Origin of the sequence: Pseudoalteromonas phenolica (genome assembly GCF_005886345.1) — a bacterium.
In the GTDB taxonomy this organism is placed as follows: Bacteria; Pseudomonadota; Gammaproteobacteria; order Enterobacterales; family Alteromonadaceae; genus Pseudoalteromonas; species Pseudoalteromonas phenolica_A.
Map to the genome: position 1 here is coordinate 1 of NZ_PNEC01000008.1, position 13074 is coordinate 13074.

Annotated in this window: 11 protein-coding genes and 4 tRNA genes; 9 read left to right on the plus strand and 6 right to left on the minus strand. The window is 41.4% G+C overall.

Features of this window, described 5'->3' with window-relative positions:
* Positions 1-86: 86 nt before the first annotated feature.
* The 4 genes from CWB72_RS03960 to CWB72_RS03975 all read left to right on the plus strand — a co-directional run bounded on the left by CWB72_RS03960 (position 87) and on the right by CWB72_RS03975 (position 585).
* Positions 87-161, plus strand: a tRNA-Gln gene (locus CWB72_RS03960).
* 5 nt (positions 162-166) lie between these two features.
* Positions 167-251 (plus strand) — tRNA-Leu (locus CWB72_RS03965).
* Between the two features lie 151 nt (positions 252-402).
* Positions 403-477: transfer RNA gene (locus tag CWB72_RS03970), tRNA-Gln, on the plus strand.
* A gap of 23 nt (positions 478-500) precedes the next feature.
* Positions 501-585 (plus strand) — tRNA-Leu (locus CWB72_RS03975).
* Between the two features lie 131 nt (positions 586-716).
* Here CWB72_RS03975 and CWB72_RS03980 read toward each other — a convergent pair.
* The gene (locus CWB72_RS03980; RefSeq protein WP_138629427.1) at positions 717-1880 is read right to left on the minus strand and encodes an FAD-dependent oxidoreductase; all 1164 of its coding nucleotides are present in this window, start codon (positions 1878-1880) and stop codon (positions 717-719) included.
* A 234-nt stretch (positions 1881-2114) separates the two neighbouring features.
* Between CWB72_RS03980 and miaB the strand changes: the two genes are divergently transcribed.
* From miaB to lnt, 5 genes are read left to right on the plus strand one after another with little or no spacing between them, the layout of a single operon-like run.
* Positions 2115-3548, plus strand: a complete 1434-nt coding sequence (gene miaB / locus CWB72_RS03985) for a tRNA (N6-isopentenyl adenosine(37)-C2)-methylthiotransferase MiaB (RefSeq protein ID WP_138480342.1) — start codon at positions 2115-2117, stop codon at positions 3546-3548.
* Positions 3549-3603: 55 nt separating this feature from the next.
* Entirely contained in the window at positions 3604-4647 is a 1044-nt protein-coding gene (locus CWB72_RS03990) for a PhoH family protein (protein ID WP_138629429.1), read from the plus strand.
* 5 nt (positions 4648-4652) lie between these two features.
* Positions 4653-5114: an rRNA maturation RNase YbeY gene (gene ybeY / locus CWB72_RS03995; RefSeq protein WP_138629431.1), complete on the plus strand. Its 462-nt coding sequence runs from the start codon at positions 4653-4655 to the stop codon at positions 5112-5114.
* A 43-nt stretch (positions 5115-5157) separates the two neighbouring features.
* Entirely contained in the window at positions 5158-6036 is an 879-nt protein-coding gene (corC, locus tag CWB72_RS04000; RefSeq protein WP_138629433.1) for a CNNM family magnesium/cobalt transport protein CorC, read from the plus strand.
* A 58-nt stretch (positions 6037-6094) separates the two neighbouring features.
* Positions 6095-7591: an apolipoprotein N-acyltransferase gene (lnt, locus tag CWB72_RS04005; RefSeq protein ID WP_138629435.1), complete on the plus strand. Its 1497-nt coding sequence runs from the start codon at positions 6095-6097 to the stop codon at positions 7589-7591.
* A 106-nt stretch (positions 7592-7697) separates the two neighbouring features.
* Here the strand turns inward: lnt and CWB72_RS04010 are convergent, their stop codons facing one another.
* The 5 genes from CWB72_RS04010 to CWB72_RS04030 form a co-directional block, all read right to left on the minus strand.
* Positions 7698-8879, minus strand: coding sequence for a DUF5009 domain-containing protein (locus tag CWB72_RS04010; protein WP_138629437.1), 1182 nt, complete (start codon positions 8877-8879; stop codon positions 7698-7700).
* Between the two features lie 329 nt (positions 8880-9208).
* Positions 9209-9517: a hypothetical protein gene (locus tag CWB72_RS04015; RefSeq protein WP_138566980.1), complete on the minus strand. Its 309-nt coding sequence runs from the start codon at positions 9515-9517 to the stop codon at positions 9209-9211.
* A gap of 60 nt (positions 9518-9577) precedes the next feature.
* Positions 9578-10060, minus strand: a complete 483-nt coding sequence (locus CWB72_RS04020; RefSeq protein ID WP_138629439.1) for an FKBP-type peptidyl-prolyl cis-trans isomerase — start codon at positions 10058-10060, stop codon at positions 9578-9580.
* Between the two features lie 5 nt (positions 10061-10065).
* Positions 10066-12477 (minus strand): Lon protease family protein, encoded by a 2412-nt coding sequence (locus CWB72_RS04025; protein WP_138629440.1) that lies wholly within the window; start codon positions 12475-12477, stop codon positions 10066-10068.
* A gap of 38 nt (positions 12478-12515) precedes the next feature.
* A complete protein-coding gene (locus CWB72_RS04030) occupies positions 12516-12974 on the minus strand; it encodes a zinc ribbon-containing protein (RefSeq protein WP_138629442.1) in 459 nt (152 codons plus the stop codon).
* Positions 12975-13074 lie beyond the last annotated feature (100 nt).

Below are 13074 nucleotides of genomic sequence, written 5' to 3' on the forward strand. Positions count from 1 at the left end.
CGTATCTTCGGATGTGAGAGTTCAAGTCTCTCCTTCCGCACCATGTTCTTAAAGTTTGAACTAAAAAAGCTTTTACTACCTTTAGTTGGAGTATCGCCAAGCGGTAAGGCAGCGGGTTTTGATCCCGCCATTCTCAGGTTCAAATCCTGATACTCCAGCCAACATTGCGGAAGTGGCGGAATTGGTAGACGCGCTGGATTTAGGTTCCAGTATCTTCGGATGTGAGAGTTCAAGTCTCTCCTTCCGCACCATGTTCTTTAAGTTAGAACTAAAACAACTTAACTTACTCTTGAAGTTGGAGTATCGCCAAGCGGTAAGGTCAGAAGAGAGAGGTTTTTTCCTCTCACTCATTCGCCCTCAGATTCAAATCCTGAGACCAACGATGATTTGTATATTTTCTGTTGGAGTATCGCCAAGCGGTAAGGCAGCGGGTTTTGATCCCGCCATTCTCAGGTTCAAATCCTGATACTCCAGCCAATCTCTTCTAGAGATAAAACATTGCGGAAGTGGCGGAATTGGTAGACGCGCTGGATTTAGGTTCCAGTATCTTCGGATGTGAGAGTTCAAGTCTCTCCTTCCGCACCATGTTTTCAAAATCTCATCTAATCACCTTCACTCATAGTTAAATCACTCATATTCTATTTTATAATCTATATATTTTTGCACTCATAAAAAAGCGAACCTCAGTCCGCTTCAGTCAAAGTTTCTTCTCTACTCTAAAAATCACCGCCCATGGCATGCTTTAATACTTGCTTCTTCAGCACACCAGCATTGTCAGCCACTTTTAGTGCTACATTACGAAGGTGCTTCAATGGTTTTATGTCATTAGAGAAACCAAAGTAACACGCGTCCATCATACTCATCATCGCCAAATTATCTAAACGACGTTTTTTCTCATATTTATGCAAAGCTAAAGGGCAGCCAAAATCGTCTGTCGATTCTAATGCATCGGCTAGGGCAGCGACGTCTTTAAAGCCTAGGTTAACCCCCTGACCTGCTAAAGGGTTGATCGTATGGGCTGAATCTCCCACAAGTACAACTCTACCTTGTGAATAAGTATTGGCATGTTGTCTGGCAAGCGGAAACACCGCCTTTTCTTGAACACTAAAATCTCCAGGCAACGCAAAGAAGTTTGACTGAATTTCAGCTTTTAATTGCTCATTCGATAATTGTTTCAATCGAGCAAGCTCAGCGCTATCGTGATACCAAATTAAATTGGCATACGGTGCGTGCATAGGCAGAAACGCAATTGGGCCAGTTTGTTTAAATTGCTGCCATGTTTTTGTTTGCTGCGGAGCATCAATTTTGATTAATACACCCATACAACTTTGTTGATATTGCCAGCCTGTAACACCTATTCCAACTAAATGTCTTACCTGTGAGCGACCACCATCAGCGGCAACAAGTAAATCGGCGGTATAACTTTTGTTTTTATAGTGCAGTATAACGTTATCATCAGATTGCTCTATGCTCACTGGTAAACCATCAACTTGCTCAACTTGTATTTGCCATTGCTCAAATTGCGTCCATAAACTGGCTTGCGTTAAGCTGTTTTCGATAAGATGCCCAAGGTGACTCGTGCCCACTTCTTCACTATCAAATAACAATGAGTTTTGTGCTGACTCATAGGCTTCTAGTTGGGTATAAGGGGCAATTCTAGCTTCTCTGAGTAAAGGCATTGCGCCTAAGTCATCAAGTAAAGCTTCTGAAAAGCGGTTGATGGCAGAGATTCGAATATCAATTTTTTCACTCGCAAGCACCGCATGAGAGTCGATACACTGTTGCTCTAAAACTGTTACCGACGCGCCCTGTTTTGCTAGCTTAATTGCTGTAGCTGCACCGACCATGCCGCCACCGACTATAACCACCTTGTTTTTCATCTATTTTGCCTCTTAAAAACAATGTCAACATTGTACCGCAAGCCACGCTAATTTGTCTGACTGTAATGCGCAAAATACGTTTCAATTTGATCACGCTTTGCAAAGTTAAAAACTATACTTGGCTAGATGTGCTTGGTCATATAAAATACGCGTCCTTTAAGTTGTGCGTATACTTTTTAGGTCTAAGCAAGTGGCCTAAATCAGAGTCCGAATTGAAAACGAGGCAATATTTCAATGAGTAAAAAATTGCATATTAAAACCTGGGGTTGTCAGATGAACGAGTACGACTCGCAGAAGATGGCTGACCTGTTAGATGCAACCAATGGTTATGAAGTAACCGAAGAAGCTGAACAAGCCGATGTTATCTTACTCAACACCTGTTCAATTCGTGAAAAAGCACAAGAAAAAGTGTTCCATCAACTGGGTCGCTGGAAGTTATTAAAAGATGACAACCCAGATCTTGTTATTGGTGTGGGTGGTTGTGTAGCTTCACAAGAAGGCGACACTATTCGTCAGCGCGCACCATTTGTTGATATCGTATTCGGCCCGCAAACATTGCACCGTTTACCTGAGATGATCAAGCAAGTACAAAGCAAGCAAGGTGCGGTTGTTGATATTTCATTCCCTGAAATTGAAAAGTTTGACCGTCTACCAGAGCCTAAAGCAGAAGGCCCTACGGCATTCGTTTCAATTATGGAAGGCTGTTCTAAATACTGTACTTTCTGTGTTGTACCTTACACACGTGGTGAAGAAGTAAGCCGTCCGTTAGATGACGTATTACTAGAAGTTGCACAACTTGCTGAGCAAGGTGTTCGTGAAGTTAACCTACTTGGCCAAAACGTAAATGCATTCCGCGGTGAAATGCACGATGGTGAAATTTGCTACTTCTCAGATCTACTACGTTACGTTGCTGCCATTGATGGTATTGACCGTATTCGATACACCACATCTCACCCAGTTGAATTCACGCCTGACATCATTGAAGCGTACGCGGATGTGCCTGAGCTTGTAGATCACTTACACTTACCGGTACAAAGCGGTTCTGACCGTGTTCTTAACCTTATGAAACGAGGTCATACAGCGTTAGAGTACAAGTCAACTATTCGTAAGCTACGTAAGATCCGCCCTAACCTGTCAATGTCTTCAGACTTCATCATTGGTTTCCCTGGTGAAACAAACGCTGACTTTGAAGCAACAATGAATCTGATCAATGACATTGGTTTTGATATGAGCTTCAGCTTTATCTATTCAGCGCGCCCTGGTACGCCTGCGGCTGATTTGCCTGATGATGTTTCAGAGCAAGAGAAGAAAGAGCGTCTATACATTCTTCAAAACCGTATCAACCAGATGTCTCAAGACATCAGTCGTAAGATGTTTGATACTGAGCAACGTATTTTGGTTGAAGGTCCATCGAAGAAAAACCCAATGGAACTGCGAGGTCGTACCGAAAACAACCGTGTTGTGAACTTTGAAGGTCCGCATTCAGTGATCGGTCAGTTCGTTGATGTACGTATTACCGAAGCTTTACCTAACTCTTTACGTGGTGAGCTAATTCGTACAGAATCAGAAATGAATTTAAGGAAAGATGTTGCACCTGCCGATATTTTAAATCGTGCGCCGTCGGAACCCGAAGCCGATGAGTTAGGTGTTGCAACCTTTACACCTTAGTTAAATACAGATTGCGCCAGCACTTTTGCTGGCGCGGTTGTTACAGGAAGCAATTTTGAGCAGTCAACTAAAGAATATTGAGTTTTATTTAGAGCCCGCCGACAACGTTCGCCTTTCATCACTTTGCGGCCCTTTTGACGAGAATTTAAAACAAATAGAACGTCGCCTTGGGGTTGAAATCACGCACAGAGACAACTGGTTTAAAGTGACTGGACAACCTGTTCAAGCTAAAGCCGCTACCGATATCATAAAAGGTTTATACATTGATACTCAGCCTGTTCGTGGCGAAGTAAGTGAAATTGAACCTGATAACGTGCACTTAGCGATCACTGAAGCGAATTGCCTTGAGCAAGATTCACCGAGTGTTTGGAACGAAGAAGTTTATATTAAAACCCGCCGTGGTGTGATTAAGCCTCGAAATCCGAATCAGAGTCAGTATGTGGCTAATATTCTTCGTCATGATATCAGTTTTGGTATTGGTCCTGCAGGTACTGGTAAAACCTACCTTGCAGTTGCTGCTGCTGTTGATGCACTAGAACGTCAAGAAATTCGTCGCATTTTATTAACTCGCCCTGCGGTTGAAGCAGGTGAAAAACTTGGCTTCTTACCTGGTGATTTAACACAAAAAATCGACCCATACCTGCGACCACTCTACGACGCATTATTTGAAATGCTTGGCTTTGAGAAGGTTGAACGTTTAATTGAAAAGAATGTCATAGAAGTTGCACCGCTTGCCTATATGCGTGGCCGAACGCTTAATGACGCCTTCATCATTCTGGATGAAAGCCAAAATACCACCACAGAGCAAATGAAAATGTTCTTAACGCGTATCGGCTTTAATTCAAAGGCAGTGATCACAGGTGACATTACGCAAGTTGATTTGCCTCGTGGTGCGCGCTCAGGTCTTCGTCATGCCATTGAAGTACTGAGTGATGTCGATGAGATTTCATTTAATTTCTTCAAGTCACATGATGTTGTTCGTCACCCAGTTGTGGCACGTATTGTTGAAGCATACGAGAAGAAAGAAGAGTCTGAGCGAAAAGAAAAGACCGAAAAAGAACGCCTTCGTAAAGAAGCGAAAGCAAATCAAGCTGAGTAACGAACATGAGCGTTGAATTAGATTTACAAATTGTCTGTGAATTTGAAGATTTACCTTCACATGAACAGTTTGAATTATGGGCTGACAAGGCCCTATCTGCGTATCGTGAACATGCAGAATTAACGATCCGTATTGCTGATGAAGCTGAAAGCCAAGAGCTTAACAGCCAGTATCGTGGCAAAGATAAGCCAACTAACGTGCTGTCTTTTCCATTTGATGCGCCACCAGGCATCGAACTCCCTCTTGTTGGCGACTTAATTATTTGCCCACAAGTTGTAAAAGCAGAGTCTATTGAGCAAGAAAAAAACTTTCATGAGCACTTCGCTCATATGACGATTCATGGCTGCTTGCATTTACTTGGATTTGACCATATAAATGAACAAGACGCCATTGAGATGGAAGGCATCGAAAAAACATTATTAGCCGAATTGGGCATAGACGATCCATATCGTGATGATGCTTACTAAGTTCGGCTAACAGAATTTTATTTAATTGGAGATATAAAAAGAAATGAGCGACGATAACTCGCAAAGTAGTCAGGGTTCTGCTGGCAAAAGCTGGCTAGGACGCATTACCCAGATGCTGCAAGGAGAACCCCAAAATAAAGAAGAGCTGGTTGAAGTCATCGCTGATGCGCAAGAGCGTGCACTCATCGATCCTGAGACCAAAGACATGATGGAAGGCGTATTAAGCGTTTCTGAACTTAAAGTTCGCGATATCATGATCCCTCGCTCTCAAATGATTACTTTAGATGTAGATGAGTCTCTAGAAAATCAACTACCGATTATGGTTGAATCATCACACTCTCGCTTTCCTGTGATCTGTGAAGACAAAGACCATGTTGAAGGTATTTTACTGGCTAAAGACTTACTGCCGCTGATTTTGGATAAATCTGATGCCCTACCGGCATTAAGAGAATATCTTCGCCCTGCTATCGTGGTACCAGAGAGTAAGCGTGTTGACACCTTACTAAATGAGTTCCGTCAAAAGCGTTACCACATGGCGATTGTTATTGATGAGTATGGTGGTGTATCAGGCCTAGTAACCATCGAAGATATCCTTGAAACAATTGTCGGTGAAATAGAAGACGAACATGATGATGAAGACGAGCACAATGATATTCGTCAACTATCGAAGCATGTATTTACTGTTCAGGCGCTGACACCATTAGAAGAATTTAACGAGTTTTTTAATACCGAATACGATACTCAGGAAGCTGATACTATCGGTGGTATTATTCTTCATGCCTTTGGTCACATGCCGAGTCGTGGTGAAATAATCGACATCGAACCGCTACAGTTTAAAGTGACTAACTCTGATAATCGTCGTATTATTCAACTTCAAGTAACAGTACCAAAGACTGAAACTACCGAAGATCACGTTGAGTAAGCTGTTTTCCCTCTTTTCTAACAAACATGCTTGGCTTGCATTTTTTGCAGGCCTTGCCATGACTTTTAGCTATGCACCATTTAGCCTATGGCCCATAGCTATTTTTGCACTCGTTGCGGCTTGCTTCGTAACAGATAAACAGTCAGCCCGAAGCGCGGCTAAATATGGCTTTGCTTTTGGTTTTGGCTGGTTTGCACTTGGTATAAGCTGGGTGCATGTCTCTATAGCTCAGTTCGGTGGATTACCTTTACCAGTTTCTTTATTACTGATGGGCTTACTCTGTGCCTATTTAGCAATTTACCCTGCGCTGGCCTTTGCATTTGCAGCTAGGTTCAGCCAAAGCGCGTGGCAAAGGATCGCATTGTTAATAGTTGGTTTTGCTATTACAGAATTTTTACGTGGTAAGTTATTAACTGGCTTTCCATGGCTCAGCTTTGGTTATGCCTTTACTGATTCACCACTTAATATCTTTGCGTCTTTAATTGGCGAGTTTGGCTTAACTTTACTGGCAGTATTTTTTGCTAGTAGCATTTATTACAGCATTAAAGCAAAACATGCTTCTTTTTCGCTTTCAGCAATTGCCACTTTGATCTGTTTATATCTTATTAGTAGCTTCACAGTTTCTACTTCGCACTCTGATAAGCACATCTCAACTTTGCTTGTACAAGGCAATATTCAACAGAGTTTACGCTGGGAGCCAGAACAATTTTGGCCTACCATGTCTAAATATAGAGATATGACTCGAGTAGAGTGGGCAGAAACAGACCTAGTAGTTTGGCCTGAGGCTGCAATTCCCGAAATAGAAGATATGGCCTCGCCCTTTCTGGAAGGGCTAGATGCTGCTGCTGCATTTAACAATACAGCTGTTATTACTGGCATTCCTGATTATCAATTTGATACCAAAGCGGTTTATAACACCTTAATTGTACTTGGTAAAAAATATCCTGAGTCAAACCAAGGGCATTATAATTACTTACATTCAAACCGTTATCAAAAACATCAATTACTTCCTATCGGTGAATTTGTTCCCTTTGAGAATATACTAAGACCTTTGGCACCACTGTTTAACCTTGCCATGTCCTCTTTTTCTCGTGGTGAGAGAGTACAAGACAACCTCATTGCTAACGGCTTATATATTTTACCCGCCATCTGCTATGAAATTGTATTTAGCGAATTAGTCAGAGACAACTTTACTGAGCAGTCAGATATATTGTTCACAGTGAGTAATGATGCTTGGTTTGGAGACTCTCACGGCCCTCATCAGCATATGCAAATTGCTAGAATGCGCGCCCTAGAACTGCAAAGACCGCTTGTTCGAGTCACCAATAACGGTATTACGGGCGTCTATGACCCCATCTCTCAAAATGAGCAAACAATACCGCAATTTGAAGCGACAGTACTCAAAACTGACTTACAGCTGATTAAAGGATTGAGCCCTTTTAGTAAATATGGTCATTTACCCATCTGGATTTTGGTCGGGTTTTTATCTATTTGTGTCTTTTTACCACGTTTGAAAACAAGCATAGCAAACAAACTTGAAAGGAATTTTTTCTAAAGTACATCATACCATTCCTCAAAATAGATCACTCAATGAAGAGGGTTAGTATCACATAATAAAGGCGGCTAATGAGCCGCCTTTGCGTTAGGGCTTTGCAAGAGCTTTAAAGCTTTAATCTCACACCAAGCTTGTTTAAGCCAGTCACAGCAAACATCATCATCACTGCAAACCCTAGGCTCCATAGAATCCCCATAACGCCACTACTCATAAACTCAGGTCTTGCTGGAATTGATAGTAGCTGTAAGGCTGCAATTAAAATATAAGGCAAGATATAAATTAATAATGGGTTATTTGCTGCCGGTTCAAATACCTTGCACCAATCAGTCTGTGCCTTTAACTCAACGATGTAATAAATAGCACCAAAGATCAGTGCACAGAAGAAGATACTCATGAATGCCCAACTTGGCGTTGCCCATATCTTAGAAACTGGCCAATGCCACCAGCTCAATAAGGTAAGTGCGCCACTAACAAATACAAAAGCAAAATAGTTGAACCTTTTTTTGGAAGTTAATTTATCGTGATAAAAAATTAAACTCATCACCACACCTGCTAACACTATCGTCGCATGAGTATGGTTTCGATTATCTTCGACAAGTCGGTCAAGCACACCGTTAATACCACTTAAGTGCTCTACAACAAAAAATAGCGCGACAAAAGCAAGACTGGCCGCAATTAATTTAATGACATCTTGCTTAGTAAATAAATAAACTGCCACGCTGAAAATAAACGCCCATCCGATTAGGCCTAGGATCCCCCACCATTGAAGCGTCATACCACCGTAAGGGCCGTCATAAAAATATGCCAGTACAATAAGGCCAAGTATGCCTAAATATTTGCAGCCTTTGACCAATACACTTGAAAGATGTTTTGGATAATAACTCCATATGAGTAGTACACAGGCATACATCAACAAAGTCCAAAGCGGGATAGGTATCGGCATTTTGCTTTCGTCATAACCATATATGGTGTTTACCATAAACAAGCCGATTACGATTAAGCCGAGTGCTCTGAAGGCTGCATCAATCAATAAATGTTTTGAGCTCGCCCCTTTTGCAACTTTTGCTTGTGTTGAAAATGGAATAGACATTCCCACAATAAATAAGAATGCTGGGAATACTAAATCTACAAAAGTCATGGCGTTCGCATCGGCAGGCATATGCGTCATCCAAGCAGGAATATTTTTAATTGCGGCAAGTTCGTTCACAAATACCATGGTGAGGATCGTCAAACCACGGAAAACATCGATAGCCAGAATGCGACGGCTAGGTAAGCTGTGCTCAGTCATTTATTTCTCTCTTATCAATAGCTGCTCAAAGCTACCGAAAGCAACACAAAGCTGCAATTAAACACTATAAATCGCGGGTAAAATCAGCTGAAAATAATGAATCGTTTGATAAATTAGTTGAAGGCTTTTCAAGTACCTATGGAAAGTAAGTGACACATTAACGGAAAACTTAACCAATAATCGCTTGAGTAAAGTAAAAGATAGGATATGACTTAATAAATAAAGATAAATCTCATTTTCTTATGAAGAAAAATGATATCTATCTTCTCCTTCAGTCAATACACAGTGCAGTGCATGATAGATTTTCATTTAGTCATATTGAACTGACACTAGAAAAAAGCATAACTGATCATTACGATCACAGAGACCGCCATAAAACGTGTATCAAAATCACGCATTCTTTTTGTTAATAGATGCAAACGCTTATCCTGCGTTTTACTTAACTCTCCACACTTTAAAGACTCTTCAAGGGCCAGCACAAACACGTTATTAACCCCTACTTTCATTTTGTCTTTTGATAAACGGGTAAATACTTCAGGGTATGTCTCTGCAACATGTGCTTTTATTTCATTAACATGCTTGGCTCTGAAATAAACAAAAAGTACCATTAATGTAGTGATAACAAGACCCATATACATATTCTCTCCTTACATTATGTATAAAAAAGGAGGTTAAGCCCCCCTTTCATGTTTCTAAATTTATGATTCTATCTTTAAAAGCTCTACTTCAAAAATCAGCAATGAGCCGGCAGGAATTTTACCTGCGGCGCGGTCTCCGTAACCTAACTCAGGACTGATATAAAACTTGAACTTACTGCCTTCAGTCATTAGCTGTACACCTTCAGTCCAACCTGGAATAACCTGGTTTAAGCCAAAGCTGATCGGGCTATTTCGCTCTACAGAGCTATCAAATACGGTGCCATCCGCAAGTGTGCCATGGTAATGTACTTTTACTTTACTGGTGGCAGAAGGTTTTACATCCCCCTCCCCCTGCGTAAGCACTTCATACTGTAAGCCAGAATCAGTTGTGACCACTGTGTCTTTTTTTGCATTTTCTGCCAAAAACTCAGCTGCTTTAATACGGTTCTCTCCTGCAGCAGCTTTGTTCTTTTGCGATGCGCGAGAAAATAGTGCCACCAAAATCACGATGACAATCACTAAAATTACATTGGTTGTAGACACGCTACTTACTCCTTATCTTGTTCTGTTTCTTCTTTTTCATTATCACCACTGACCACATCTGCAATTTGCTGCAGTCGAGCCAGTGTTAGCGCATTAATAGAGCCCCTTGGGTATTCACCCTCGACTAGCTCTCCGGCGTCACGATTCATCAATAAGCTCAATGCTTCATCTACGTTTGAAACTGCATAAATATGGAAACGGCCACGCTCTACTTCTTGTAAAACTTCGTCATCTAAGACTAAATTAACGCGGTTAGACTGAGGAATGATCACACCCTGCTGACCGGTTAAACCACGCATTTTACAAAGCTTAAAGAAGCCTTCAATTTTTTCGTTTACGCCACCAATCGCCTGCACTTCACCATGTTGGTTAATAGAACCTGTAAGCGCTAATGACTGGTTAATGGGTAGTTGAGTGATAGCTGAGATTAACCCGCATAATTCAGCAAGCGAGGCACTATCGCCATCAATATATCCATAACTTTGTTCAATCGCGATATTGGCACTGAGTGTCAAGCTAAAGTTTTGTGCATACTTGTTACCTAGATAACCCGTTAATAGCATAACGCCTTTAGAATGAATTGACTTACCTAAGTCTGCTTCTCGCTCGACGTCAATAACGCCATCAGAGCCTGCGTAAACCGTAGCCGTAATACGCGCTGGCGTACCAAATGCTGTATCACCTATATGCAATACCGTCAGACCATTGATTTTAGCAATTGCTTCACCGTCAGTTTCTATCAGTGTGTGGCCTTCTTTAATATCGCTTAGCATATTCTCACTAAGTTGACCGGTGCGATACTGCTTACCGGCAATGGCTTCATCAATATGCTCTGCGGTAACCTCTGTCACATTATCCTGTTTCGCATAAAAGCTTGCTTCTGCGACTAACTCGAGCACATCTGCAAATCGTGCTGACAGCTTGGTATGGTGCTCTGCTTGGCGATAACTAAACTTGAGCAAACGCGCAAGGCCACACGCTGAAATACCGCAGTTTAAAGTTTTATCGCAGTACTCAAGTACTTTAGTTATAAACTGATATTGAAGTTTATCGCTACTTGGCAAGTAATAGTCAAAATCAGCCAATACCCTAAATAGCTCTGCAAACTCCTCATCGTAATCACTGATGGCATAATATAAATCACGTGAACCCAACAGAATAATCTTCACATCTAGTGGAATTAACTGAGGGCGGAGCGTGAAGCTGCTGCCTACTGAGCTATCTTGATATGGCAAATCATTCTTTATTTGGTGGGTTTTAAGAGACAACTTTAGACCATCCCACACTTGCGAGTTAGCCAAGACTTTATCAGCATCCATGATCAGATAACCACCATTGGCCTTATGTAGCGCACCCGGTTGGATTGAGCGATAACTGGTGATTAAGTTGCCTTGTGAAGTGGCGTATTCAACCTTGCCAAATATATTGCCAAAAGTTGGGTTTGGTTCGTACACCACAGGTGCAGCCTCTCCATCTTTATATTCAACCAGAATATTAGGCGCAAAGAAGTCATTTAACATACCGCGGTGATCAAACTCATCTTTGTTTTCCTCGCTGCTGCTGTCATCAAGCCACTCTAGCACCGCATCGACAATTTCAATGCGGACATCTTTCAGATAACGAATGACACCAATGTGGCTGGCATACTTGAGCTCTAGTTTCTTCAGTAAAGGTTTAGTGGCAGTTTCAACCGTTTGCTTCTTTAAGTTTCTCAGCTTTTCAGATGACTCACGTTTCCAACGTGGTAGCTCAATTAAGGCTTCAATTAGGTCATCTTCTAACTTATCAATGGCATCAAAAAAGTGTTCTTGCACCTTCTCATCAAGTGCAGCAAATTCTGCATCATCTAATTGTTTACCATCGATCACAGGCGCAAAGGCCACCTGATTACTTTCTTCTATCAATGCCACACTTTTTTTAGCGGCAAGCTCTGCCACTGCGGTAATGGCAGCGTCATATTTGTTATCGAACTCTTTATCGATGGACTTTTTTTTGCGTTGATAACCCGGGTTATCAAATGCTGCAGGAAAAGTATCAGCTACTTCATCTAAAAACTCATCCATGTCATCAGCAAGCTCTTTGCTCTGACCTGGCTGCATGAATAGCGCGATAGGTTTACGGTGATCGTCGTAGTTATTGACGTACAACCACTCATTTGGCGTTGATTTAGTTTTACTGTGTGCTTCTAACTTGTCTTTTACCATGGTAAAACGGCCTAATGCCGCTTCGCCCATTACAAAAGTGTTATAACCAGGCAAATCCATACCCAGTGAGAAATCTAAAGCACTTTGAGCGCGTTGCTGACCAATAAATGTCAACGCTTCAGGATAAGGATTGCGCATGCATGACTCAACATGCGCAAGAGAAACAGTTGGCGCTAAGGCCTCAATAGGTAAAGGTGCTATCTTATTCGTCATTCCTAACTTCTTTTTATTATCTAACCCAATTGGCTAGACTATGGAGACAATGCTTTTCGGCTGAACTCTTGGTGCTCACATTGGCTACATGCTTTAATTTCAGAGGCATAAAGTACATCTGTAGTATGATTACAATTTTTACATACTAATTGCCCCATGGCTATCCATTCACCTGCTTTGTAAACCCCATCATGCTCAAAATCTTTTAATAGTGCCTGCCATTCTAACTGTGTGCGGTCTTCAAGTTGTGCCAACTCAAATAGCACACCCGCCTTTAATTCTTGCCAAGCAATATCACCAGTGTCTTTATAGTCATCTTCTAAATGTTGTAAATCACGCTTGAGATAGTGACTATAGTTTTTAACCTTCTCTTCACCAAGCTCCTTTAGCTTACCTTGGCTTTCGATAAATTTATTAATTAAGTCTTCAAGTTCATGCTCTTTTATATCTTTCAGCCAATGAGCAAAATCATCTAACCACTTTTTATACTCCGCCATGGCAGACTCCATTTTTCAGTAAACTTTCTATAACTATAGTCCAGTGGCAAAAAAGTGATATTTTGCTGCCTTTTAAGCTCCACAAAATGCACCTCTATGG

Excerpts from the sequence above, each read along its gene's own strand:
- CWB72_RS04015 (WP_138566980.1), bottom strand. The coding sequence starts at position 9,517 with ATGTATATGGGTCTTGTTATCACTACATTAATGGTACTTTTTGTTTAT.
- CWB72_RS04010 (WP_138629437.1), bottom strand. The coding sequence starts at position 8,879 with ATGACTGAGCACAGCTTACCTAGCCGTCGCATTCTGGCTATCGATGTT.
- miaB (WP_138480342.1), top strand. The coding sequence starts at position 2,115 with ATGAGTAAAAAATTGCATATTAAAACCTGGGGTTGTCAGATGAACGAG.
- CWB72_RS03980 (WP_138629427.1), bottom strand. The coding sequence starts at position 1,880 with ATGAAAAACAAGGTGGTTATAGTCGGTGGCGGCATGGTCGGTGCAGCT.
- corC (WP_138629433.1), top strand. The coding sequence starts at position 5,158 with ATGAGCGACGATAACTCGCAAAGTAGTCAGGGTTCTGCTGGCAAAAGC.
- CWB72_RS04025 (WP_138629440.1), bottom strand. The coding sequence starts at position 12,477 with ATGACGAATAAGATAGCACCTTTACCTATTGAGGCCTTAGCGCCAACT.
- CWB72_RS04030 (WP_138629442.1), bottom strand. The coding sequence starts at position 12,974 with ATGGCGGAGTATAAAAAGTGGTTAGATGATTTTGCTCATTGGCTGAAA.
- lnt (WP_138629435.1), top strand. The coding sequence starts at position 6,095 with ATGACTTTTAGCTATGCACCATTTAGCCTATGGCCCATAGCTATTTTT.
- ybeY (WP_138629431.1), top strand. The coding sequence starts at position 4,653 with ATGAGCGTTGAATTAGATTTACAAATTGTCTGTGAATTTGAAGATTTA.